We start from the raw sequence: 23614 nt of genomic DNA, 5'->3' as shown, positions 1-23614 counted from the left end.
GCTTTGCCGGTTTTCCCTAGTCGGCTGTCAAGAAATATGTGAAGCACGTAAAGTTTTTAATAGTTCCACAGTTTCTTACATAGTTGCGTGCTAGCATAAACGCCGAGGAGTAGTAAGACCCTTGTTTCTAGGTGCAGAAGAGTTTCTATAGTCTTTGTTAAAGTTCCCATTCTGCACTTTCCAAAACGCCGATAATTTCCCGCTGGCGGTAATGCCAGCAGGAGCACAAGGTTAATAATTGACGACAGCTTCCTGGTAGTGAGGGAGTTGATCTACTTTGGCTTGAATGTCAAGCCTTTAGGGGAAAGTCCAGTGGCAAGAGCAGAGGAGAAGTAGGAGCTAGTGCCCTTTGTTTAATGCTTGTTTAAAAGCGGCCGAGATTCTTAGGAGGGAAGTTCTGATGGAAAAAATGTTGGTGAATATCATCGAGTACCTTGCATTGGCAGAACTGGAAACTTTACTCTGCACCGAGCACCCCCACCAGCAAGTGTTTCATGACGCCAAGGAGCGGGAATCCCTGCTGCAGCAGATTCTCAACCGGGTTCCCCCTGCTTATAGGTTGCTGGCTGCCGATGAATGCCCTAGCCGCGACCAGCTTAGCGCCTCAGAACTGGAGTTGCTCCGCTCGGTGGTGCGGGATGTGGTCAAGCAGAAGCTGCAACAGGACTCTTTTGAAGATCCCTACGTGGGAGCAGCGATGTCGGAGGTGTTCTACGGGTAGAAGGAGGGTTAGCTACACTGCGAAGGCGCTGCCTTAAATGCTGCCCGTTTACTATTCTGAAACTTTTCTTAGCCACAATACGGGTCCCTTTCATCCGGAACGCCCGGCCCGCCTGCAAGCTATTTCCAAAGCCCTGCGCAAGGCCCCTTTTGCCAACCAACTGGAGTGGCGGGATCCCCCCTTGGCTGAGCTGGGGGAGCTGGAGCGGGTCCACTCGCCTCGGCATATCCAACAGGTGGCCGAGCTGGCGGCAGCAGGTGGGGGTTACCTTGATGCCGATACAGTTGTCTCTCCAGGCAGCTTTGAAGCAGCGCGGCGGGCAGTGGGCGGCTGGATTGCTGCAGCGGCCTCGGCTTTGGCCACAGGACAGCCAGCTTTGGTGCTGTGTCGTCCGCCTGGGCATCACGCTGAGCCGGAGCGGGCAATGGGGTTTTGCCTCTTCAGTAACGCCGCCATCGCCGCCCTGTGGGCACTAGAGCAGGCAGGGGTCAGGCGAGTAGCCATTTTTGATTGGGACGTACACCACGGCAACGGCACCCAGGCGGTGGTGGAGCGCCATCCCCAACTGGCCTATGCCTCCATCCACCAGTTTCCTCTCTACCCCGGCACAGGACTGGCCGAGGAAACCGGGATCCACGGCAACCTCTGCAACGTACCTCTGCCTGCAGGATCCGACTGGTCGGCCTACGAAAAAGCTTTGCAGGAGAAGGTTCTGCCTTTCCTAAAAGCCTTTCAGCCCGATTTGCTGCTGGTGAGTGCCGGCTTTGACTGTGCCAAAGGGGATCCCTTGGCCGATATGCTGCTAGAGCCGGAAGACTTTGGTCGCATGACCCGTCTTTGCTTGAAAGAGGTAACCTCTAAGGCTGTCTTTGGCCTAGAAGGGGGGTATAACCTGGAAAACTTGGCCCGCGGCTGGCTAAGTGTAGCCCAGGCCTGTCTAGAAGGCTAGCCTCTCCACTTCACCTTAGGTAGAATCTGCCGCACGTCCACCCGGTCCTTGTACTTGAGGGCGAAGTTAAGCAGCGAATCCAGCAGCGAATCCGACAGGTAGTGAGGCTGAAGGCCCAGATCTAGAAGCTTGGTGTTCTTGGCGTTGTAATAGTGCTCTTCCAGCTCAACGCGGGGGTTCTCCAGGTGTTGGATTTCCACCTTCAAGCCCATGGCAGCTGCAGCCTTTTGCACCATCACTGCTAGCTGCTCCACACTAAATTGTTCAGTGAACTGGTTCATCACCCGGAACTGACCTGGCTCAGGAGGATTGGCGATGGCCAGCTCCACACAACGCACGGTGTCGCGAATATCCAAGAAGCCGCGCGTTTGACCCCCTTTGCCGTAGACTGTTAGCGGATGGCCGACTGCTGCCTGAACACAGAAGCGGTTGAGGGCTGTGCCAAACACGCCATCGTAGTCGAGGCGGTTGATCAGCACCTCGTCCATGCCTGTTTCTTCCGTGAGCACGCCATACACCACCCCTTGGTTCAGGTCGGTAGCCCGCAGGCCCCAGACGCGGCAAGCAAAGTGAATGTTGTGGCTGTCATGGACCTTGGAGAGGTGGTACATGGATCCCGGCTGCTTGGGATAGGGCAGGGTATCCTTGCGGCCGTTGTGCTCGATGGTGATGTATCCCTCCTCGATGTCAATGTTGGGAGTGCCGTACTCACCCATGGTGCCCAGCTTCACCAGGTGGCAGTCGGGAAATTCCTCCTTGATGGCATAGAGGATGTTGAGGGTGCCCACCACATTGTTGACCTGGGTCATCACCGCATGTTCGCGGCTAATCATCGAGAAGGGAGCAGAGCGCTGCTCGCCAAAGTGCACAATGGCCTCTGGCTCAAAGCGGCGCATGCAAGAAATTAGGGCTTGGTAGTTAGTAACGTCGCAAACAAAGATGGGAATATCCTTGCCAGTCAGCCCCTTCCAGCGATCCACCCGCTGCTCAAGCTGGGCAATGGGTGTCAGACTAGAAACTCCCAGTTGCAGATCCCAAAGCCGGCGGATATACGAGTCGAGGATGGCCACCTCGTAGCCCCTGTTGGATAGGTACAGGGCCGTTGCCCAGCCACAGTATCCGTCACCACCAATAACTAAAACTCTCATTGGGGAAGCGGAATTCGCCTGTTCACGAATCTACCAAGTTATGGCACCAAAGACAAATACCTCAGGAGCCGCTCTGAAAGACTTATACAACCCCGAGCAAAAGCAGACTTTCACTCAGCGTTGAGGCTTTCTTCCTGCTTCCACGACCCGTAGCTAGTAGTAGAGTTCACCTCTACTACCCCGCCAGAGGGATCTCCACAGGCGTGACTTTCCCGCGAGCTGCAGGTAGTTGCTCCTTGCTATACCGGGCACACAGGCTAAGGACGGAGCCAACTTTAGCCCAGGCAAAACACCTACTCAAGAAGATTACCTGCTAGCCTACTAGCTCAGCCCATCTACGTCAAGGCAGAAGGTTAGTTGTGCCACAAAGTGGCCAATTGTCTAGTGAATCAAGGACTAGAGGAGAACCCACTTTTACCAGCGACTTAGTCGACCTGAGGAGGGTTGTCTAGGGTGTAGACGGTGGTCTCAGCGGCAATGGCGCGGCGCACATAGACAGGAACCTGGTAAAGGCCCAGGAGGGCAGTGCCATCGAGGAAGCGCAGTTCCCCTCGACTGGGATCCAAGTGCTGAGCCAGAAGCTGGTCGATCTGTTCCGGCTCCGGCCTGGAGGGGATAGGAGTCTGAGCTGCTAGGGCAAATCCAAGAGGCTCGCCGTAGGTGGTGGCGTAGATGGCGTAGGGCTGCACAGCAGCAAACACGGTTTTGAGGGTGTGAACGATGCGGGTGTGCTGCTCCAACTCCAAGGGGCTTGTCGGCCCAGCCTGGAGGGCAAAAGCTCCACCGGGCTGCAACTTGGAGCGGATCTGGCAGAAAAACTCCTGGGTAAAGAGGCGGGCGGCAGGGCCAGCTTCCACAGGATCCGAAAGATCGGAGAGGATGACGTCCCAAACCGGCTCTGTCTCCTGGAGAAAGTCGAAAGCGTCGGCAATCACTACCTGCGCCCGCGGGTCCTCAAAGGCCCCCTGGTGCATTTCTGGCAAGTGTTCCCGACAGGCCTCCACCACCTCTCCGTCGATGTCCACCATCACCGCCTGCTCCACCGAGCGCCAGCGCAGCACCTCCCGCAGCGTTGCCCCTTCCGCTCCCCCCAGTACAAGCACGCGCCGAGGGATCCCACCCCCCTGGACAACTTGGAGAAGGGCGGGATGGACGAGCGCCTCATGGTAGAGGAACTCGTCCAGCGTGGTGGACTGCCAATGCCCATCCAGCATCAAGCCCTTGCCGTAGGCCCCCATTTCGGCAATCAGCATTTCCTGAAAGGGGGTCTTTCGGTAGGCCAGGATGCGTGTAATAGCAAAGGCAGTGTAGCTCCAGGGGGTAAAGTACTCCTGGGCCCAGAAGAAGTTCCTTGGCAGGTTCATGGGTAGCTTGGCAAAGGTGGTGCAATCTCAGCGCCTTCGTCTAGCTGTTTCACAACTAACTGCCTCAGGCAAGGGCGTCACTTCCTCAAGGGACGCCGGCTCCGTGGTTCGGCGAGGCAGCTTGCGCAGCGAATGCCGTCGCGCTTGAAAGACCTCAATCAAATATTCACAGGCTGCTTCAGGCCGCGTATGGCGCCCGCAGGTAAACACATCCACCGCTGCATAACCCACTTCAGGCCAGGTGTGGATGGAGATGTGGGATTCTCCTAAGAGGGCCAGCGCCGTGATCCCCTGCGGCTCAAAGGGATGGTAAAGCTCACCCAAAAGGGTGGAGTTGGAGCGTCTTGCCGCCTCCCGCAAGGCTTGCTGCACCAGGGAGACATCATCCAAGAGGTGGGCCGGGCAGTCGTACAGCTCTAGGATGCAGTGGATCCCGATTAGAGCCAGAGACCTATCCCCTAATTGGCCAGATAGCGTGTGTACCATACTATCCCCTAATTGGCCAGATAGACGACAAGAGCCGTGCAAGCAAAAGCACAGTTTTCTGATCGTCTCACAAATTGAGGCAGATTACAAGGAGCAGCGGCTTTCTTCTGGCCTTTCGAGCAAGGGGCGTGAGTTCTTCAAGCCAGAGGAAAAGAAGCAAGCTCAGGAAAAAGCCCCAGGGGACGGGAATTCTCTAACTGGTGGGAGCTTGCGCCAGTGGCAGGCTCAGGCGTTGACTAGCACCCTTGGCAGGCGAGCAGAAAGCCCGCAAAGCAACTCGTAGGGGATAGTGCCCAACTGATCGGCCCAGTTTTGGATCGATAAGCCCATGCTTCCCAGATGGGGGCCCAACAGCTCCACCACGTCTCCCACCTGGATATCCGGCCTCTCGGTAACGTCCCACATGCACTGATCCATGGTGATGGTGCCCACCTGCTGGATCAGGCCGCCACGCACCCACCCTCGCAGCCAGCCGGAAAGCCGCCTTGGGATCCCATCGGCATAGCCAATGGCCAGAGTGGCAATGCGGCTGGGACGGCGGGTGATGTAGCGATGGCCGTAGCTGACACCCGTGTGGGCAGGCACCGTTTGAATGTGGGTCAGCCGCGCTTTAAGGCGCAGGATGGGTCTAAGCCCAGGCACCTGCAGGTGAGGAGCAGGAGACAAGCCGTAGAGGACTAGCCCCAGCCGCACGCGGGAGTAGTGAAGGCGGGTGAGGGCGGCGGCGGAGTTATCCAGATGCAACGGCGGCAAGGGATCCCCAGCTTGGCGGATCTGCTCTACCACCTGGGCAAAACGGGACTCTTGCTGGGCCATTGCCGGCGAGTTGGGCTCGTCTGCCGTTGCAAAGTGGGAGAATAGGCTACAGATCTCTAGCTCAGGGATCCGGCAGATCTGCCCCCACACAGCGGCAGCCTCCTGCCAAGGGATCCCCAGGCGGGTCATGCCGGTATCGACATTAACGTGGACTGGAACGGGCCGCCCGGCCCAGGAGGCCACCTGGCGCAGCAGGGGGATTTGCTCGGCGCGGGTAAGGCTAATCTCCAGCCGCGCTGCCATGGCCTGCTGGAGCTCCGCCCAGGTATTCAAAGCGCCCAGGATCAGGATCGGTGCCTGTAGGCCGGTCTGGCGCAGCTCGATCCCTTCGGCCAGCGTAGCCACGCATAGCCCCTTGGCCCCAGCAGCCACCAGCAGAGGAGCCACTAGCTGAGCTCCATGACCATAGGCATTGGCCTTGACCACCGCCCAGATCTCGACGTTTGGGCTTAGGCGAGCCTGCAACAGCCTTAGGTTTTCTCGCAACTGGGCTGCGTCAATTTCCACCCACGCGCGGCTGGTTAGCAGCTCTAGCTCCGGGTTAAACGCCGTCCAGGAGTCTGTCCTTGCTCCCGGCACCGCAACCGCAGTCAAAGCAGAAGCGTCGCCCAACGTGGACACTTCTTGTTGATCCACAACTCACCCTCACACCCGGCCAAGGTTAGATTTAGCGCAAAGTCCAGGCCGGCGCCATCCACAACAGCGGCAGCTCTGGGATCCCGGCAGCCTCCTCGTCTCCCAGCAGTTGACCCAGCCAGAAGCTTTGCCCTGCTGGAGGCAGCCCTTGGCTCAATAGCCGCCGCAGGGCGCGTTGGAACGGGTCTCTGGTTGCCGGCGACAGAGAGGGATCCCCGGTCATCCGCCGCAGATCCTCCACGGCTTCGGTGTACCCCCCCAAGGCGTCCACTAGGCCCAGCTCCACCGCCTGCGCTCCGGTGAAGAGGCGCCCATCGGCCAACTGGCGCAGTCGCACCTCATCCAAACTCTGCCGCCGCGCAATCATCTCCGCATCCAGCACCTCTTCCGCCCCTTTTTCCGGCAAGTGCTGGCGCCCGCGGGCCACATCGCGAATAAACTGGTCGAGGGTATTCTCCACCAGCTCTTGCAGCAGGCGCCGCTCTTGGGGAGTGGCAGGGCGAAAGGGGGAGAGCATGTCCTTGTACTCGCCGGTTTTGAAGGTCTGCGGCTCTATGCCGTAAGTGTCGAGCAGCTTGCTAAAGTTAAGGCCTCTGATGAGTACCCCTAGGCTGCCAGTCAGGGTGCCGGGGTTGGCGTAGATTTTGTCGGCAGCACTGGCCACGTAGTAACCGCCACTGGTGGCAATGTCCTCCAGGACGGCCACCACAGGCTTGCCGGCTTCGCGCAGGGCGGTAACGGCACGGTAGAGTTCCTGGCTGGATCCCACGGCCCCGCCTGGGCTGTTGATGCGCAGCAGGACAGCCTTGACAGCGCTATCGTCAACCGCTTCCCGCAGCTGCTCTAAAGGGGAGGTGGGCAAGCCCACCAAGCTTGAGCGGCGCAAGCCGCCGATAGGACCCTCGAGAGCGACCACCTCGATGCGACTTGCCCCTTGAGGAGCTCCCCCTCGAGCCAACTCGGCTGCAGGGCGTCTACTGCCGACAAGGGCCGCAATTAGGCAAACCACCAGCAAAGCAGCCGCCAAAATGCGGTTCAACTGGCTTTCCTGAGTCACAACCCCCCCGTTGTCACTGACTTTGTTCTATCACCCAGCAGGCTTTTGTAGCGACTGCATCCCCACTGCTCTGCAGGCGAGCGAGGGGAAGGGCAGTGCAGACGGGGGAGGGTTGTAGTATACTGGCAGTTGTCACCCAGGTAGCCTACGGCAGGGTATTGCCAGGGCTAGAGCCCGGAGAAGTACGGGCAGCTGAGGTCCTCCACTGCGGACTAGGGGACTACGTAAAGCCCTTGCCAAGCGTGGGGTAGAGATCTTCCAAAGCTGGAGAGAGGTCAAAAGTAGCTGGTACCTTTGGTCAGCAAAGCCGCTTCTCTAGGCTAAAATTAGGAGTAGGGCTGTTGTCCACACTTCTAGCTTCTAGTAGAACTTGGGGCTTTAGCTCAGTTGGTAGAGCACTTCAATGGCATTGAAGGGGTCAGCGGTTCGAGTCCGCTAAGCTCCATGGCAGTAGTCAGGCTGGGGAGTGAGGGAGTTAAGAGGAGCAGAAAGCTACGGCAGCTGCTTTGCCTAGCTGGGAGCCAGAAGGCATGGAGCTCTGCCGGCTAGCTTGAACCCCCCAGAAAATCTCCCTATACTTCAAGAAGCCTCGTCACCACCTCCACTGCTTCCTCTCCCTATGCAGGTTCCCTCCTCAGGCAAGCTGGACCCTACCCCTCCCGAGGCACAGGCTGGCCGTTCGGCCAAGGACTCTGTCTCGGAACCGGATCCCAAGTCAGAGCAGGCTTTGGCTCTGCAGCAGCAGTTGGAGGCCCGGCTGCTCAAAGCTGAAGCGGAACTGCAAGAGCGGCGCACCCTTCAGGAAAGCCTGCAGGCTGAGGTGCAAGCCCTGCGCACTCAGCTGCAGGAGCGGGAGCGCGCCCTGCACCAGCTCCAGCAAACCTTGGCAGAGCAAAAGGTTCTGCTCTCGGAGCAAGAAGCTCAGCTAGCAGCACGACAACGACTCAACGAGCGGCAGCGCCAAGATATTGAGGCCCTGCAGGAGCAGCTTGAGCAGCTGCGGTTGGCCCATGCTCAGGAGCGCCGTCAGTGGGAACACCGCCAGCAGGAGCTCCAAGCCTCGCTGGTAGAAGCCCAGGACCTGGCTCAAAAACGGGTGGAGATGTTACAGCGTTTCAAGGCCGAGCTTTCTTTAGCCCGCACCCAACTGGCGGAAACGCAGGCAGAGCTGAGCAGACTGCGGGCTCTCTACACCGAGCAGCAGGCAGCTTGGCAGGGAGAGCGGGAGCGCCTTGAGGCGCGGCTAGCGGGCTATGCGGAGACGGAAGCGGAAGCGCAGCAGCGCTGGCAAGAACAACGGCAGGAATTGGAGGCAGCCCTCTCCCAAGCCCAGGCAGAGATTGCCCACTGGCAGGGGCAGTACGCCCAAGCTCAGCAGCGCATCGAGGCGTTGGAGCAGCAGCTTCAGGCGGCTTTGGATGAGCTTGCCGAGCAATCTGCCAAGCAATCGCAGCTGCGCTCTGCCCAGGTGGCCATTGCCCATTTGCAAGAACAAGCCGAAGCCTTGGAGGCGCAGGTGAAGGCTTTGCAGGCAGAGCGAGAGGCTCTTTTAGAAGAGAACCGATCCCTGAAAGAGAAGTGCGAGCAGCAACAGATGCATGTGCTTAGCCTCAAGGCGGCCCTGGAGCGCAGGGGTCTAGAGATCCCAGCTCGGGTTGATGGGGTTGCCAAAGGGGCTGACACACCCAAGGGAGCGGAGTCTCCTGCTTCCCTCCAAGCCGCCAAGCCCGCGCTTCAGCCGCGACCCCTGCTGGCTCGGGCCGGGAAGCGGGCGGTAGATCTGCCGCGGTTCTTGTCCCGTCCGTGAGGGATCCCGTTTTGCAGTCCGCTCCTCCCCGCTGGTTGGAGGTGTGGGTGGATCATCCTCGTTTGGGGGGGTGCTTCATCTACCGTGTGCCGGAGGGATGGGAGCCAGAGGCCGGCGACCTCCTCAGCGTCCCCTTTGGCCAGCAGGTAGCGGGGGCAGTGGCCCTGGGCTGGCGTGCCGAGTTGCCGGCAGGGGTAGAGCCCCAGTCGGTGCGGACAATTGAGGCAGTGGTGGCCAAAGGGATCCTGCCCAAGGAGTTCTGGCCCCTGTTGCAGCGGGTAGCCGATTACTATCTCACCCCCCTGGCGCAGGTGGTGCGCACGGTCTTGCCCCCTGGCTTGCTTAGCCGCTCCCAGCGACGGATCCGCCTGGTTCGATCCCCGCAAGGGGAATGTTCGCTGGCCGCCCAGGCTTTGCTGCGGCTGCTCCAGGAAAAAGGGGGGGAGCTGTCTTGGCGCTACCTCCAGCAGCAGGTGCCCGGCGCCGAGCTGGCCCTGCGGGAGCTGCAGCGGCGGGGTTGGGTGGAAAGTTTCTGGCAGGAGCAGCAGGGGGGTAGGGTAAAAACCCAGCAGGCAGCCACCTTGGTGGAGGACTCGCTGGAGGGGCTGAGCTTGCCCCAGCAGAAAGCGCTGCAGATCCTCAAGCAAAAAGGGGGGGAGCTGCTGCTAGCCGAGTGGGAGCGTCTGGCGGGGGTGAGCCGGTCGGTGTTGCAGAGTCTGGCCCGCAAAGGCCGGGTGCACCTCTACGAGCGGCCCCTGCTGCGGCTGGGGGAGGCCGACCGGCCTGTGGAGCAAGATCGGCCCAAGCCTCTGACGCCAGCTCAGGCCGAGGCAGTGGCGGCCATTGGCCAAGCTCTGGGGCAAAACCAACGCTTTCTGCTGCACGGGGTCACCGGCTCGGGCAAGACGGAGGTGTACCTGCAGGTCATTGCCCAGGTGCTGCAGCAGGGACGGTCGGCCTTGGTACTGGTGCCGGAGATTGGCCTTACCCCGCAACTGACGGACCGCTTTCGGGCGCGGCTGGGATCCCGCGTGTGGACCTACCACAGCGGCCTCTCGGCAGGGGAGCGCTACGACCTCTGGCGGCAGATGGTGATCTCTGTCCCCCAGGTGGTCATTGGCACGCGCTCGGCGGTGTTTGCCCCCTTGGCCAATCTCGGCCTGATTGTCTTGGACGAGGAGCACGATGACAGCTTCAAGCAGGATCAGCCCCAGCCCTGTTACCACGCTCGACAAGTGGCGGAGTGGCGGGCTGAGCTGGCCAACTGTCCCCTGGTCTTGGGCAGCGCCACACCCGCAGTGGAAACCTACGCCGCCCACCTCCAGGACCCGCAGCGCTGGGTTCGTCTGGCCCTGCCCCAGCGCATTCCTCAGGCGGGGATCCCGGCCACCCTGCCCCAGGTGGAGCTGGTGGACATGCGCCAAGAGCTGCAGGCGGGTAACCGCAGCATTCTTAGCCGTCGCCTGCAACAAGCTTTGCACGAGACTTTGAAGAGGGGGGAACAGGCCATCCTCTTTGTCCCCCGCCGCGGCTACAGCACCTTTGTTTTGTGCCGCAGTTGCGGCTTTGTCCTCACCTGCGCCCACTGCGACGTCTCCCTTACCGTTCACCTAGAGGGCAGGCAGGAGCTGCGCTGCCACTACTGCGGCGCCCGCCAACCCCACCCCCAGCGCTGCCCTGCCTGTGGTTCGCCCTACCTAAAGCACTTTGGTACCGGCACCCAGAAGGTGGTCGAGGTGCTGCAGCAGCACTGGCCGCAGCTAGGGATCCTGCGCTACGACAGCGATGCCACCCGCCGCAAGGGATCCCACCGCAACTTGCTGGAGCAGTTTCGCAGCGGCAAGGCTCAGGTACTGGTGGGCACCCAGATGCTCACCAAGGGGCTGGATATTCCCCAGGTGACGCTGGTGGGGGTAGTGGCTGCCGACGGCCTATTGCACCAGCCTGACTACCGCGCTGGTGAACGCACCTTTCAACTGCTCACCCAAGTGGCGGGCCGCGCAGGACGGGGATCCCTGCCGGGCCAGGCCATCATCCAGACCTACTTGCCGGAGCACCCCATCTTGCAAGCGGTGCTGGCCCACGACTACGAGGGCTTTGTCCAGGCCGAGCTGCGCCAACGCCAAGAGGGGGGCTACCCTCCCTACCGAGCCCTGATCTTGATCCGCCTAAGCAGCACCTCCCTGGAGGCACTGGAGCGCTATTGCCAGCGCGTGGCCGAACGCCTGCAAGGGATCCCAGCCGAGATCCTAGGCCCAGGGCCAGCCCAAGTGGAACGGGTTGCCGGCCGCTACCGCTGGCAGATCCTGCTCAAACAGCTTCCCGGTCAGCCCTGGGATCGCGCCCAGATCGATGCCCACTTGCGCAGCGCCCTTGGGCATATCCCCCAGGGGATCCGCGTCAGCCTCGATGTGGATCCGCTGCGGATCCTCTAGGGGTAGGTTGCCCTGGCCAATTCTTGGCCTCAACCTGTTCTATTTCTATAGTCTTTAAGCTTAGGGGATCCCTGGTCGACAACGGCCAAGGGTGCTTTGTGTGGCGTCAAGCAAGGAGAAGCGTTTGTGGCCTATCGTGTAACGTTGATTCCCGGCGATGGCATCGGCCCGGAAGTAACCAAAGCAATGACCACGGTCCTGGAAGCCACCGGGGTGGAATTGGAGTGGATCCGGGTGGAAGCAGGGGTAGAGGTGATTGAGAAATACGGCACGCCTTTGCCGCCGCAGGTGTTAGAGTCCATCCGAGAAACCAAAGTGGCCATCAAAGGGCCCATTGGCACCCCCGTAGGCACGGGCTTTCGCTCCGTCAATGTAGCCATCCGCAAAGAGCTAGACCTCTACGCCAACCTGCGCCCGGCCAAATCTATCCCTGGCATCAAAAGCCCTTTTCAAAACATCGACCTAGTGGTGGTGCGGGAAAACACTGAAGATCTCTACGCCGGGATCGAGTTTGAAAGGGGGACCCCCGAAGCTGTGCAGGCGCGAGAGGAGATGATGCGCCTTTCCGGCAAGTTCATCCGCGAGGGATCGGCCATTGCCATCAAGCCCATCTCAGAGTTTGGCAGCCGCCGCATCGTCAAGTTTGCTTTCGAATATGCCCGCCAAAATGGCCGCAAAAAGGTAACGGCCGTTCACAAAGCCAACATCATGAAGTTTACCGACGGGCTGTTTTTGCAGGTGGCGCGGGAGGTGGCCCAGGAGTACCCCGACATCGAGTTTGAGGATCGCATCGTGGACAACATGTGCATGCAACTGATGCAAAAGCCGCAGCTCTACGATGTGCTGGTGCTCACCAACCTCTATGGGGACATCATCTCGGATCTGTGCGCTGGCATGATTGGCGGGCTGGGGGTGGCGCCGGGGGCCAACATTGGCGATGGCATCGCTGTCTTTGAGGCCATCCACGGCTCAGCACCCAAATATGCTGGTCAGAACAAGGTCAACCCCTCTGCCCTCATCCTCTCCGGGGCCATGATGCTGCGCTACCTAGGCGAGCGGGAAGCCGCCGCGAGGGTAGAAGCGGCAGTGCAGTCGGTCATTGCCGAAGGCAAATACGTCACCTATGACCTGGCCCAAGGGGAGCCTGTGGGCACTCAGGAGATGGCCGAGGCCATCGCCGACCGCGTCCAGGAGCTCGCTCGCGTCTAAAGCCGCAGCTTCAAGCAACCCCGCTCAATAGCCCAGAACTGGATCCACCACTCCCAACAAAGGCTCCCCCAGCCGAAAGCGGCGCACGTTTTCCCGCACCCGCTCAGACAAAGCGGGGATGATCATGGCATCGGTAACAGCTGTGTGGGGGGTAATTAGGCAGTTGGGCAAGCTCCAGAGGGGATGTCCAGGGGGCAGCGGCTCCGGGTCTGTAACATCCAGGGCGGCGCCCCGGATGATTCCTTCTTGCAAAGCAGCCACCAGGTCGGGAGTCACGATGTGTTTGCCGCGCGCCACATTGACCAGCCAGCAGCCGGATCCCATCTGCTCCAGCTCTGGCCGGGCGATGATCCCCTCGGTCTCGGGGGTAAGGGCCAAGGCCAGGATCACCACATCCGCCCCCGCCAGCACCGACTGCCGCTCTGCCAGCGTCACCACTCGGCCGGCTCCCGGCAAGGGATCCGCCCTGCGCCGCACTACATCGATGGCGCACTGAAAGGGCTGTAGCAACTGGATCAGGGCCTGGGCAATGCCCCCTGCCCCAAAAATCACCACCCGCTTGCCCCAGAGGCTGGTGCCGGATCCCGGCTGCCAAGTCTGGGCCAAAGCGCGGATCTTCAGATCCCGTAGGCCAGCCAGGGTGAGGGCCAGGGCATGCTCGGCCACTGCCTGGGCGTACACCCCCTTGCCGCAGGTCCACACGTAGGCGGGATGCAAGATCCCCGCTTGGGCAAAAGGCTCCACGCCCGCCCAGGGCAACTGCACCCAGCGGATCCCTTGGCCCTCTGCCAAGCAACGCCTTAAACCTGGCACGTCGAAACCATCGGTCCAGACCAGGGCTTCTGCTTCTGAGAGGGGCACAATTTCGCCGCCCCCTGCCAGGACTGCTGCTTTCAGCCAGGGGCGAAGATCCGCAGGCTCGACGGCAATGCGCTTGCCTTGAATGCCCATTACGGCTGTTGGAGAAGTTCTTTACCTCTTTTTTGCCATCCTCCCCGCCCTAGAGGGTGGGAACTCTCGATGCCCTGCCCTAGGCTGCCTTGGTTGCCTACGGCCTGCCAAAGTACCCAGCAGGAGGGCAAAGCTTGTTGCGATTGGGGTCAGGACCCTGCTAGCCGGAAGAGATCCCAAACAGAGGGAGGAAAGGCAACTGGAAGAGTCTAGCTTGAAAAGTGATGCCTCTGCTTACCTCTGGCCTATGACGCTTTCTGAGTTCCTGCTCCTGATAGCCCTGCTCTTTCCAGGCATCTTGCTGTCATTGATCCTCATGGCCACCTTTGCTGCCGGGGGATAGGGAGTCTCTTGCCGGTTTTGGAGGGGGATCTGATAATGGGTGCGGCGTTGGCACCCTGGACTAGCGATGCGCATCTCCTTGAAGTGGCTGCGGGAACTGGTGGATTTTGAGCTTTCCCCAGAAGAGCTGGCGGAAGCCCTCACCATGGTGGGCTTTGAGGTGGAGGAGATCGAGGATCGCCGCCGTTGGGCAGAGGGAGTGGTTCTGGGCAAGATCCTGGCTGCCGAGCCCCATCCCAATGCCGATAGGCTGCGGGTCTGTCAAGTGGATTTGGGAGGCGAACAGCCGGCCACGATTGTCTGCGGAGCCGCTAATGCCCGTCCTGGCCTGCTGGTTCCTGTAGCTACGCCAGGCACCCATTTGCCGGCGGTGAACCTGACCATCGCCAAAGCGGAAAAGCGAGGGGTGCTCTCGGAGGGCATGATCTGTTCTCTAGCTGAGCTGGGCTTGGAGAAAGCTTCGGCGGGGATCCACGAATTTCCCTCCGATTTGGATCTCAAGGCTCATCCGCTGGGCTCTGATGTGCGCCCCCTGCTGGGCCTAGACGATGTGGTGCTGGATCTCACCTCCACCGCCAACCGGGCCGACGCTCTATGCATGGTGGGGATTGCCCGCGAGGTGGCCGCCCTCACCCGCAACCCGCTACGCCTGCCACCCGTCCAGCCTCTGCAGGCTCTGCCCATCCCCAACTTCCAGTTGCGCATTGCCAATGCCAAAGCTTGTCCCGCCTACAGCGGCGTGCTGATTGAGGGGGTAAAGGTTGGCCCTTCCCCCAACTGGCTCAAACACCGGCTGGCCGCCGCCGGCATGCGCTCCATCAACAATGTTGTGGATGTTACTAACTTGATCCTGCTGGAATGGGGCCAGCCCCTGCACGCTTTCGATTGGGATCGCCTACTGCAGGTCATGGGCAAGGAGGAACCCACCATCGAGGTGCGCTTTGCCCAGCCGGGAGAAACCCTGAAAACTCTGGACGGCCAAATCCGTACTTTGCACGCTGAAAACCATCTCATCGTTGCCGGCAGCCGACCGGTGGCCCTGGCTGGCGTCATGGGAGGGGAGGAGACGGAAGTAGACGCAGCCACCACCAAGGTTTTTCTGGAGGCAGCCCTCTTTGACCCCGTGGTCACGCGCCGCTCGTCCCGCTTGCAGGGGCTGCGCACTGAAGCCTCGGCCCGCTATGAGCGAGGGGTTAACTTGGCTACCCTTGAGCTGGCGCGGGATCGGGCGGTGCAGTTAATCTTGGAGCTGGCTGGAGGCGCGGTGGTGGGCCTGACCACGTTTGACCAGCGGCCACCCTTGGAGCGGACGCTCCAGCTACGGCTGTCGCGGCTTATCGACGTGCTGGGGGACGAGGTGCAGCCAGAGGAAGTGGAGGAAATCCTGTCGGCTCTGGGCTTTCAGCTCTCCCGCTCTCAGGCAGTTGCCCCCAAGGCCGGCCCCGCTACCGCGACGGCGAGCGTGGCTAGCTGCGTTTGGCAGGTATCTGTTCCCCCCCATCGCTTGCGGGATGTTGAGCGAGAGATCGACCTGATTGAGGAGTTTGCCCGCCTCTACGGCTACAACCGCTTCTCCGAAACCCTGCCCACGGAGCCGCTGGTGGGATCCCTCTCGACACGGGAGACTTTGACGCGGCAAATTCGCGAGGTGATGCGGGGCATTGGCCTGACGGAGGTGTACCACATCTCCCTTTGTCCAGCGGACGAGGACAGCTCCCTGGTCAAAATCGCCAATCCGCTTTCCCCCGAGTACTCCGCTGTGCGCAAGGCGCTGCTGCCTGGCTTGGTGGAGGCCTTCCGCTACAACTGGGCCCAGGGGAATGGCCCCCTGCAGGCTTTTGAGATTGGCCATGTCTTTGCCTATGCCCCTCCCTCCAGTCCTGAGCCCTATCAAGAGGCGGAGCACTTGGGGGGCATCCTGGGCGGGGATCTCAACCCCAATGACTGGCGGCACCACAATCGGCCCATGGACTGGTTCGAGGCCAAGGGGCTCTTGGTCTCGGCGCTGGAGCGGCTGGGGTTTGCCCCAGAGTTTCGCCCGGATCCCCCTGAGGCGCAATCGCCGCTATTGCACCCGGGTCGACAGGCCGGCATCTGGATTGAGGGATCCCGCCTTGGCCTATTCGGGCAGCTTCACCCCCGCCTTTGCCAGGAGAAAGATTTGCCGGAGGAGGTCTATGGGTTTGAGCTGGAGTTGGATCCCTTGCTAGCCAGCCTAGAGAGGCGGGGCCGGGTGCAATTTTCCCCCTTTTCCCCTTTCCCCGCCTCCGCCCGGGACATTGCCTTCTTTGCGCCGCTGGAGCTATCGGTGGCGGAAATCGAGGAGGTCATCCGCCAGGCGGCAGGCCCTCTGTTGCAGTCGGTGCAGCTTTTTGACGAGTACCGCGGCCAAGGGGTACCGCCAGGGCAGCGCAGTCTGGCCTTCCGGCTGGTCTATCGCGCTCTGGATCGCACGCTCACCGATGCCGAAGTGGAAGCTGCGCAAAACCAGGTGAGGGCACAGCTAGAAAAGCACTTTCCGGTTACCTTGCGCAGCTAGCCGTCTGCTAGTTTCTAGTACGATCTTCGGGAAGTTTTACACGGGACTTTTGGCCGTGCAGAGCAACGCCTCTCTTTCGGCAGCAACCAGCTCTCAGGCTGTGGCCTGTGATCCCCTAACACGGGCGCAGATTCTCCTCGAAGCCCTGCCCTACATCCAGCAGTACCAGGGGCGCATCATGGTTATCAAATACGGCGGCGCCGCCATGGTGCAGCAGGAGCGCCGAGCTGAGGTGCTGCGGGATATTGTTTTTCTTGCCTGTGTCGGCATTCGGCCGGTGCTGGTGCATGGCGGGGGGCCGGAAATCAACAGTTGGCTCCAGAAGCTGGACATCCCTTTCAAGTTTGTCGACGGCCTACGGGTAACCGATGCCGCCACCATGGAGGTGGTGGAGATGGTGCTGGTGGGCAAAGTCAACAAACAGATTGTCCAGCTCATCAGCTTGGCTGGCGGATCGGCGGTGGGGCTGTGTGGCCGGGATGGCAACCTCATTAGAGCTCGCTCCCAGGGTCGAGCGGAAATTGGCTTTGTGGGGGAGGTGAGCAGCGTCAACCCGCAGGTGCTGCACACTCTGCTAGAGGGCAACCAGATCCCAGTCATTGCCAGTGTGGCCGCTGACGAGACCGGCCAAGCCTACAACATCAACGCCGACACCGTGGCCGGGGAGCTGGCAGCCTCTTTAGGGGCAGAGAAGTTAATCCTCCTTACCGATACCCCAGGTATTCTCAGGGATCCTGAGGATCCCAGCTCCCTGATTACGCTCCTGGATATCGAGACGGCTCGCCAGTTGATCCAGACAGGGGTGGTTAGAGGGGGAATGATCCCCAAGGTGCAGTGCTGCATTCGCGCCTTGGCCCAAGGGGTGCGCGCTGCCCACATCCTGGATGGCGGCTCCCCTCACTCCCTGCTCCTGGAGCTGCTGACCGATGCCGGTGTGGGCACCAAGATGGTCCCTTCTCAGTTCTCTGCCCAGTTGGGGAACGGAGCTTCCCTCTAGTCTTCGTTCGCGACAGCGGTGCGGCAATGGGATTTGCGCCCATGGCTGAGACATTGAACCACGGCTTAGCGGATTGTCGGGTTTAGCTGGGCCCCAGCTCCTTGCTGGCGCGCACCAATCTCCACGAGGTGTCATCAGCGTTCTTGGGTAGAAGTCCGTGAGCCTTGCTACCTCTTCCTCCGAGGCCGCTTCCTCCAGGGATCCCCGAAGCGATTGGCGGCTGCTGCGGCTGCTCTGGCCCTACGCCCGGCGGCACCTGAAGCTGTTGTTGGCCGCCTTAGCCTTTCTGCCCCCCCTGGCCTTGGCGGATGCGGTGCAGCCCTTGATCCTGCAGCGGGCTCTGGATGGCCCCATCGCCCAAGCCTTTGCCCAGGGGGATAGTAGGCCCCTTGCCAGCCTCTGGCCCTACTTGGGCCTGCTGCTCCTCGCGCTGCTTGTCCGCTGGGTTTTTCAAGCCTTGGAAGGGTATACCAGCCAGAAGCTGGGGCAGTTGATAACCCGCGACATCCGCAACGATCTCTTTGCCCACGTTCTGGCCCTGCCGGCTCAGTTTTTTGACCGCACCCCCGTGGGCAAGCTGATTACCCGCATCACCAGCGACGTGGAAGCGTTGGGGGACGTGTTTTCCACCGGTGCGGTTGGCATTGTCAGCGACCTGTTTACCCTGCTGGTCGTTGCAGCGGTGATGCTCAGCCAGCGCTGGGATCTGGGCCTGCTGCTCATCCTCCTCGTCCTGCCTATTAGCGCTTTGGTCCTCGAGCTGCAGCGCCGCTTTCGCCTTGCCGACTTTCGCGCCCGGGAAGAGCTCTCCAAGCTCAACGCCTGGATCCAGGAAAACCTCTTGGGCATTGCCGTGGTGCAACTGTTTTGCCGGGAGCGGCTCAACAGCAAGATGTTTCAAACCCTCAATCGGCGCCATATCCAAGAGGTGGATCAGACCATCTTCTACGACGCTGCCCTTTCTGCCGTTTTGGAGTGGGTTGCGTGGTTGGCAGTGGCTGCTCTCCTCTGGGTAGGCGGGCAGCAGGTCATCGCCGCTAGTAAGAGCAACTGGAGAGGATCCCTGCCCCTGCTTACGGAGCCCCTGACCTTGGGCAGCCTCTACGCCTTTATCCTCTTTTCCCAGCGCTTTTTTAACCCGCTGCGCCAGTTGGCAGAAAAGTTCACTGCCCTCCAGTCAGGGTTCACCGCTGTGGAACGCATCGACCACATCCTCAGCCTGCCGGTGGCCCTTCGGGATCCCGCCCAGCCGCGCCACCTGCCCCCCACTGCCAGAGGGGAGGTGCAGTTCGAGCACGTCTGGTTTGCCTACAACCCTGGCGAGTGGGTGCTCAAAGACCTCAGCTTCACCATCCGCCCCGGCGAAAAGGTAGCCCTCCTGGGGCCCACCGGCGCTGGCAAAAGCTCCATCATCCGCCTCCTTTGCCGCCTCTACGACGTCAGCCACGGCTGCATTCGCATCGACGGGGTGGACATTCGCGACCTGCCCCAGGCTGAGCTGCACCGCCACCTAGGGGTCCTCCTGCAGGAGGGCTTCCTGTTTTCCGGGGATATCCAGCAAAACATCACCCTAGGCGAGCAAGGGGATCTGGCCGAGGTAGAGCGGGTTGCCCGCCAACTTCACCTGCACGAGTTCATCGGTAGCCTGCCCCAGGGCTATGCCACCCCTGTGCGGGAGCGGGGCAGTAACCTTTCCAGCGGCCAGAAGCAGCTCATCAGCTTCCTGCGGGTCATGTGGCGGGATCCCAAGATCCTGGTCTTGGATGAGGCTACCGCTAGCCTGGATGTGGGCACCGAGGCCCTCCTCCAATCTGCTCTGCAAACTCTGCTGCGGGATCGCACTGCCCTCATCGTCGCCCACCGTCTCTCCGCCATCCGCGATGTGGATCGCATCCTGGTGCTGCAGCGGGGGGAGCTGAAAGAAGAGGGATCCCATGCCGAGCTCCTGGCCCGCAACGGTCTCTACGCCAAGCTCTATCGGCTGCAAGGTCTGGGTAGCTAGCGGGTCGAGCCGAAGCGAGAGCGAATTGCCCTTAGAGTGGTGAAGCTGGCATCCGCCAAAGCAATGCGCGCCCTACAGAGGAGCAGGTTGCCGCTGTCTAGGGCCGTATCTTTCAGGCTGGCCAAACCGTCGCCGGCTTGCACCAGGAAACGACGGCCCCACGTGAAGAAGCTTTTGCTGAAGGTGGCAATGAGGCGTTCCATGGGGAATGAACTTCTGCATCTCCTACTCAGCCTACTCTGCCAGCAGGGGATCTCCACAAGTCAGGAAAGCCCCCAAGAAGATCGTTACAGATTGTTAAGATTTTGCCGTCAAGACGTCAGGCTGGCTATGATGGCTTGCAAGCCCGGCGCGTAACGAGAAAACAGCTAGCCATGAGTCAGCGGCCAGAGGTTGGGGAAGGCCCAGAGGCCAAGCAAAAGGTAACGCTATATCTCTCGCCTGAACTGCACCGCAGGCTGAAGATCCGGGCTGCCGTGGAGAGGGAGCCGATGTCAGCGGTGGCCGAAAAGGCGCTTAGCTTCTACTTGCTCCACCCAGAGATCATCGAGGGAGTTCAGGGCAGTACCTACCGAGTTCACCGCTGTCCCGAGTGCAGTCACCCGTTTGTCATTCGCAACGGGGAGGTGGTCTCTCTCCGCCAACAGTCTGCCGCTGAAGCCATCCTGGAAGAGTTGGAGCCAGGACATTGGGAGGCTGCCACAGGTTCAGGGGAAGAGCGCCAGGACGCGCTGGTGCCCTGCTAGGCCGCTTCCCAGTTAGCGCCCACTTGCCTCAGCCTTTTTCCAGTTTCCCTCCGCGCAGTTGGTGTTTTCCATGCAAGAGCTCAGCATCCTCATCCAAGCTCAATACCCACTGCTTTACCTGGTTACCTCAGAGGAGGAGCGGGCGGAGGCAACCCTGGCGGCGATTGCCCGTACTCTTAGGCCGCAGCGGCGCTTGTTTACCTGGACGGTTACTCACGGCATTGTTGAATACGGCAACCCCCGCAGCCTAACCCAGCACAACACCCAGTCTCCGCAGCCCGCTATCCAGTGGGCGATGGAGCACAAGGATCCTGCCATCTTTGTTTTCAAGGATCTGCACGACTTTCTGGACAACCCTGAGGTCAAGCGCTGGCTGCGGGATGCTGTCGCTAGCCTCAAGGGATCCCACAAAACGCTTCTCCTCATGTCGCCGGTGCAGGTAATCCCAGTTGAGCTGGAAAAGGATATCTGCGTGGTGGACTTCCCCCTTCCCGACATGGCCACGCTGGAGCGCATCCTCAACCGGCAGCTGGAGCAGCTTCCGCGCGGGGGATCCCTGAGCTCCGAAACCCGAGAAAAGTTGGTCAAGGCAGCCCTGGGGCTGACCCAGGACGAGGCGGAAAAAGTTTACCGCAAGGCGGTGGTGATGCATGGCCGCCTCAGCGAGGCGGAGGTGGACATCATCCTTTCCGAGAAAAAGCAAATCATCCGCCGCAATGGCATCCTTGAGTTCATCGAAGAGGACGAGTCCATCGACGCGGTTGGCGGCCTTGAGGAGCTAAAGCGCTGGTTGCTGCAGCGTTCCGAGGCCTTTACCGAGCGAGCCCGCGCCTACGGGCTACCTGCCCCCAAGGGCTTGCTGATCCTGGGGGTGCCCGGCTGCGGCAAGTCCCTGATTGCCAAGACTACGGCCCGTCTCTGGGGCTTGCCCCTGCTGCGCCTAGACATGGGCCGCGTTTACGATGGCTCCATGGTGGGGAAATCAGAGGCCAACCTCCGCAGCGCCCTGCGCACCGCCGAATCGCTGGCGCCAGCCATCCTCTTCATCGACGAGCTGGATAAAGCCTTTGCAGGAGCAGCAGGCTCTAGCGACTCCGATGGGGGCACCTCCAGCCGCATTTTCGGTTCCTTCCTCACCTGGATGCAGGAGAAGCGCGCGCCGGTTTTCGTAATTGCCACTGCTAACCGCGTGGATCGCCTTCCTGGAGAGTTCCTGCGCAAGGGCCGTTTTGACGAGATCTTCTTTGTGGATCTGCCCAACATCAACGAGCGCATGGAAATCTTTCGGATCCACCTGCAGAAGCGGCGGCGCGATATCAGTCGCTTTGACCTGCGCCAGCTAGCCGCTGCCTGCGAAGGCTTCTCCGGCGCGGAGATCGAACAAGTTTTGATTGCTGCCATGTATGAAGCGTTTGCCCAAAACCGTGAGTTTACCCAGTTGGACATTTTGGCAGCAACGAAAGCAACTCAACCGCTATCTCGCACCATGACGGAGCAAGTGGTAGCGTTGAGGGAATGGGCGCAGCAGCGGGCTCGGCCAGCAGCAGCTGCTGTAGCCGAGTACCAACGGCTGGAGTTCTAGTAAAAGGTTGAGGCCCACATCACTGCCGCATAGGTAGAGATGGCCTCAACCCTTCGCTAGAAGTTGCCCGTTGTTTCTGTTAACGTTCCAACCCCTACACAAAGGAGGAGAGAAACACCATGTCTCATTTTAGCACTCTGCGCACCAAAATCACCGACGGCCAAATCCTGATCAACTCCCTGCGCGATCTTGGCTACACCGTTAAGCTGAACGCGGAGGTGCGTGGCTACAATGGCCAGCGTGTTCGCGCTGACATCGTGGCCCAGTTGGAGGGCGACTACGATCTGGGCTGGTCCAAGAACCCTGATGGTTCCTACGACCTGATTGCCGATCTGTGGGGCGTGGCCAAGAAGTACAACCAAACCGAGTTGATCAACTCCATCAACCAGAAGTACGCCATCAACAAGACCTTGGCTGAGGTGAAGCGTCCCGGCTTGAACAACGCCAACGTCAAGGTGGTGGTGCACTAAGCCGGATCCTCTGTCCTCATTGCTGCAGCGATCTTCAAAAAAGGGGGCTGGGCCCAGCCCCCACTTTTTTGCCTTTAAGGGGCTGCGCAGAACCTACGCTTCGCTGAGGGCAGCAATGCCAGGCAGCTCCTTGCCCTCAAGCAGTTCCAGGCTGGCGCCGCCACCCGTGGAAATGTGGGTCATCTTGTCCGCTAGGCCCGCTTTTTCCACAGCCGCCACCGAGTCGCCGCCGCCAATGATGGTGATGGCCCCGGCCTGGGTGAGGTCGGCCAGGGTGCGGGCAATGGCTTCTGTACCTGCGGCAAAGCGGTCAAATTCAAAGACGCCCATCGGCCCGTTCCAGACTACGGTCTTGCACCCCTGTAGGGCAGCCTGGAAGGCTTTGACCGATTCCGGGCCAATGTCCAAGCCCATCCAGTCTTCGGGGATGGCGTGGATGGAAACCGTTTGGGCGTTGGCTTCAGGGTCAAACTTATCGGCTACCACCACATCCACCGGCAGCAGCAGCTCGACGCCCCGGGCTTTGGCTTTCTCCATCAGCGAGCGAGCTAGATCCAGCTTGTCAGTTTCCACCAAAGACTTGCCAGTTTTAATCCCTTGGGCTTGGTAGAAGGTGAAAATCATGCCGCCACCCAGGAGGAGCTTATCCACTTTTTCCAAGAGCCGCTCGATGACGCCAATCTTAGTAGAGACCTTGGAGCCGCCGATGATGGCCGCCAAGGGCCGCTGCGGATTCTCGATGGCGCCGGAAAGAAACTGCAGCTCCTTTTCCAGGAGATAACCAGCTACAGCAGGCTGGAGGTAGGCGGTGACGCCAGCAGTAGAGGCATGGGCGCGGTGGGCGCTGCCAAAGGCATCGTTGACGAATAGATCGGCCAGCGAGGCCAGCTTGCGGGCAAATTCTGGGTCGTTGGCTTCCTCTTCGGGGTAAAAGCGAACGTTTTCCAAGAGGGCCACCTGGCCGTTTTCCAGGTTGTTCACCACCGCTTCGGCCTCAGGGCCAATGCAGTCGGGGGCAAAGGCCACCGGCTGGCCCAAAAGCTGGGCAAGGCGGACGGCTACAGGGGCCAGGCTGTTGCCCTCGCGGGTAATGTGAACAGCGCCGGTCTCTTTGTCTTTTTTGATGGGGCGGCCCAGGTGACTCGTGAGGATGACCTTGGCCCCTGCCTGGGCCAGGGCCTGGATGGTGGGCAGGGAGGCGCGGATGCGGGTGTCGTCAGTGATGTTGCCCTGAGGATCCAGAGGGACGTTGAAATCCACTCGCACCAGTACGCGCTTGCCTTTGAGATCAAAGCCAGATGACAACAGAGATCCCAGTGTTTGCTTGGCCATCTTTGTCGCTCCCCCTGGATTTTCT

At 60.6% G+C, this 23614-nt stretch carries 19 protein-coding genes and 1 tRNA gene; 12 read left to right on the top strand and 8 right to left on the bottom strand.

Features of this window, described 5'->3' with window-relative positions:
* Window positions 1–400 precede the first annotated feature (400 nt).
* The gene (locus NW833_RS08200; RefSeq protein WP_414405652.1) at window positions 401–721 is read left to right on the top strand and encodes a hypothetical protein; all 321 of its coding nucleotides are present in this window, start codon (window positions 401–403) and stop codon (window positions 719–721) included.
* A gap of 37 nt (window positions 722–758) precedes the next feature.
* Window positions 759–1670 (top strand): histone deacetylase, encoded by a 912-nt coding sequence (locus tag NW833_RS08195; protein ID WP_414412140.1) that lies wholly within the window; start codon window positions 759–761, stop codon window positions 1668–1670.
* On the opposite strand, the gene NW833_RS08190 is transcribed toward NW833_RS08195, so the two are convergent.
* The 5 genes from NW833_RS08190 to sppA form a co-directional block, all read right to left on the bottom strand.
* Complete coding sequence (locus NW833_RS08190) at window positions 1667–2818, bottom strand: NAD-dependent epimerase/dehydratase family protein (protein WP_414393836.1); 1152 nt, start codon at window positions 2816–2818, stop codon at window positions 1667–1669. The two genes, NW833_RS08195 and NW833_RS08190, sit on opposite strands and share 4 nt — an antisense overlap.
* A 425-nt stretch (window positions 2819–3243) precedes the next feature.
* Entirely contained in the window at window positions 3244–4182 is a 939-nt protein-coding gene (locus NW833_RS08185) for a spermidine synthase (protein ID WP_414412139.1), read from the bottom strand.
* A gap of 27 nt (window positions 4183–4209) precedes the next feature.
* Window positions 4210–4668 carry an adenosylmethionine decarboxylase gene (speD, locus tag NW833_RS08180; protein WP_414393840.1) on the bottom strand — a complete coding sequence of 153 codons (459 nt, stop codon included), beginning with the start codon at window positions 4666–4668 and terminating at the stop codon, window positions 4210–4212.
* A 225-nt stretch (window positions 4669–4893) separates the two neighbouring features.
* Window positions 4894–6120, bottom strand: coding sequence for an alanine racemase (alr, locus tag NW833_RS08175; protein WP_414412138.1), 1227 nt, complete (start codon window positions 6118–6120; stop codon window positions 4894–4896).
* A gap of 31 nt (window positions 6121–6151) precedes the next feature.
* Complete coding sequence (gene sppA, locus NW833_RS08170; protein WP_414412137.1) at window positions 6152–7159, bottom strand: signal peptide peptidase SppA; 1008 nt, start codon at window positions 7157–7159, stop codon at window positions 6152–6154.
* Window positions 7160–7549: 390 nt separating this feature from the next.
* Between sppA and NW833_RS08165 the strand changes: the two genes are divergently transcribed.
* The 4 genes from NW833_RS08165 (at window position 7550) to NW833_RS08150 (ending at window position 12628) form a co-directional block, all read left to right on the top strand.
* Window positions 7550–7622: transfer RNA gene (locus NW833_RS08165), tRNA-Ala, on the top strand.
* A 174-nt stretch (window positions 7623–7796) separates the two neighbouring features.
* Window positions 7797–8984, top strand: coding sequence for a hypothetical protein (locus NW833_RS08160; RefSeq protein ID WP_414412136.1), 1188 nt, complete (start codon window positions 7797–7799; stop codon window positions 8982–8984).
* Window positions 8981–11419, top strand: a complete 2439-nt coding sequence (priA, locus tag NW833_RS08155; RefSeq protein ID WP_414412135.1) for a primosomal protein N' — start codon at window positions 8981–8983, stop codon at window positions 11417–11419. The genes NW833_RS08160 and priA overlap by 4 nt, the downstream gene beginning before the upstream one ends.
* A 126-nt stretch (window positions 11420–11545) precedes the next feature.
* Entirely contained in the window at window positions 11546–12628 is a 1083-nt protein-coding gene (locus NW833_RS08150; protein ID WP_414412134.1) for an isocitrate/isopropylmalate dehydrogenase family protein, read from the top strand.
* A gap of 24 nt (window positions 12629–12652) precedes the next feature.
* On the opposite strand, the gene NW833_RS08145 is transcribed toward NW833_RS08150, so the two are convergent.
* Window positions 12653–13579, bottom strand: coding sequence for a D-isomer specific 2-hydroxyacid dehydrogenase family protein (locus tag NW833_RS08145; RefSeq protein ID WP_414393851.1), 927 nt, complete (start codon window positions 13577–13579; stop codon window positions 12653–12655).
* 409 nt (window positions 13580–13988) lie between these two features.
* Between NW833_RS08145 and pheT the strand changes: the two genes are divergently transcribed.
* From pheT to NW833_RS08130, 3 genes are all read left to right on the top strand, one after another.
* Window positions 13989–16460, top strand: a complete 2472-nt coding sequence (gene pheT / locus NW833_RS08140; protein WP_414412133.1) for a phenylalanine--tRNA ligase subunit beta — start codon at window positions 13989–13991, stop codon at window positions 16458–16460.
* 100 nt (window positions 16461–16560) lie between these two features.
* The gene (gene argB, locus NW833_RS08135) at window positions 16561–17457 is read left to right on the top strand and encodes an acetylglutamate kinase (protein ID WP_414412161.1); all 897 of its coding nucleotides are present in this window, start codon (window positions 16561–16563) and stop codon (window positions 17455–17457) included.
* A gap of 157 nt (window positions 17458–17614) precedes the next feature.
* The gene (locus NW833_RS08130; protein WP_414412132.1) at window positions 17615–19459 is read left to right on the top strand and encodes an ABC transporter ATP-binding protein; all 1845 of its coding nucleotides are present in this window, start codon (window positions 17615–17617) and stop codon (window positions 19457–19459) included.
* On the opposite strand, the gene NW833_RS08125 is transcribed toward NW833_RS08130, so the two are convergent.
* Window positions 19456–19662, bottom strand: a complete 207-nt coding sequence (locus tag NW833_RS08125) for a hypothetical protein (RefSeq protein ID WP_414393856.1) — start codon at window positions 19660–19662, stop codon at window positions 19456–19458. The genes NW833_RS08130 and NW833_RS08125 overlap by 4 nt on opposite strands.
* Before the next feature lie 171 nt (window positions 19663–19833).
* Here NW833_RS08125 and NW833_RS08120 point away from each other — a divergent pair, with 171 nt between their 5' ends.
* The 3 genes from NW833_RS08120 to NW833_RS08110 all read left to right on the top strand — a co-directional run bounded on the left by NW833_RS08120 (window position 19834) and on the right by NW833_RS08110 (window position 22257).
* Window positions 19834–20205 carry a hypothetical protein gene (locus NW833_RS08120; RefSeq protein ID WP_414412131.1) on the top strand — a complete coding sequence of 124 codons (372 nt, stop codon included), beginning with the start codon at window positions 19834–19836 and terminating at the stop codon, window positions 20203–20205.
* Between the two features lie 70 nt (window positions 20206–20275).
* Window positions 20276–21787 carry an AAA family ATPase gene (locus tag NW833_RS08115; RefSeq protein WP_414412130.1) on the top strand — a complete coding sequence of 504 codons (1512 nt, stop codon included), beginning with the start codon at window positions 20276–20278 and terminating at the stop codon, window positions 21785–21787.
* Between the two features lie 119 nt (window positions 21788–21906).
* A complete protein-coding gene (locus NW833_RS08110; protein ID WP_414360780.1) occupies window positions 21907–22257 on the top strand; it encodes a DUF1257 domain-containing protein in 351 nt (116 codons plus the stop codon).
* Between the two features lie 93 nt (window positions 22258–22350).
* On the opposite strand, the gene NW833_RS08105 is transcribed toward NW833_RS08110, so the two are convergent.
* Window positions 22351–23589: a phosphoglycerate kinase gene (locus NW833_RS08105; RefSeq protein WP_414393861.1), complete on the bottom strand. Its 1239-nt coding sequence runs from the start codon at window positions 23587–23589 to the stop codon at window positions 22351–22353.
* Window positions 23590–23614 lie beyond the last annotated feature (25 nt).

Source organism: Synechococcus sp. O70.1 (genome assembly GCF_047462215.1).
GTDB lineage: Bacteria > Cyanobacteriota > Cyanobacteriia > Thermostichales > Thermostichaceae > Thermostichus.
The sequence above is the reverse complement of the archived record's forward strand: the minus strand, read 5'-3'. Positions and strand labels throughout refer to the sequence as shown.

What these genes read in the sequence shown, in the direction of transcription:
- NW833_RS08200 (WP_414405652.1), top strand. Translation starts at nt 401, where the DNA reads ATGGAAAAAATGTTGGTGAATATCATCGAGTACCTTGCATTGGCAGAA.
- NW833_RS08195 (WP_414412140.1), top strand. Translation starts at nt 759, where the DNA reads ATGCTGCCCGTTTACTATTCTGAAACTTTTCTTAGCCACAATACGGGT.
- NW833_RS08190 (WP_414393836.1), bottom strand. Translation starts at nt 2,818, where the DNA reads ATGAGAGTTTTAGTTATTGGTGGTGACGGATACTGTGGCTGGGCAACG.
- NW833_RS08185 (WP_414412139.1), bottom strand. Translation starts at nt 4,182, where the DNA reads ATGAACCTGCCAAGGAACTTCTTCTGGGCCCAGGAGTACTTTACCCCC.
- speD (WP_414393840.1), bottom strand. Translation starts at nt 4,668, where the DNA reads ATGGTACACACGCTATCTGGCCAATTAGGGGATAGGTCTCTGGCTCTA.
- NW833_RS08160 (WP_414412136.1), top strand. Translation starts at nt 7,797, where the DNA reads ATGCAGGTTCCCTCCTCAGGCAAGCTGGACCCTACCCCTCCCGAGGCA.
- NW833_RS08145 (WP_414393851.1), bottom strand. Translation starts at nt 13,579, where the DNA reads ATGGGCATTCAAGGCAAGCGCATTGCCGTCGAGCCTGCGGATCTTCGC.
- pheT (WP_414412133.1), top strand. Translation starts at nt 13,989, where the DNA reads ATGCGCATCTCCTTGAAGTGGCTGCGGGAACTGGTGGATTTTGAGCTT.
- NW833_RS08125 (WP_414393856.1), bottom strand. Translation starts at nt 19,662, where the DNA reads ATGGAACGCCTCATTGCCACCTTCAGCAAAAGCTTCTTCACGTGGGGC.
- NW833_RS08120 (WP_414412131.1), top strand. Translation starts at nt 19,834, where the DNA reads ATGAGTCAGCGGCCAGAGGTTGGGGAAGGCCCAGAGGCCAAGCAAAAG.
- NW833_RS08115 (WP_414412130.1), top strand. Translation starts at nt 20,276, where the DNA reads ATGCAAGAGCTCAGCATCCTCATCCAAGCTCAATACCCACTGCTTTAC.
- NW833_RS08110 (WP_414360780.1), top strand. Translation starts at nt 21,907, where the DNA reads ATGTCTCATTTTAGCACTCTGCGCACCAAAATCACCGACGGCCAAATC.
- NW833_RS08105 (WP_414393861.1), bottom strand. Translation starts at nt 23,589, where the DNA reads ATGGCCAAGCAAACACTGGGATCTCTGTTGTCATCTGGCTTTGATCTC.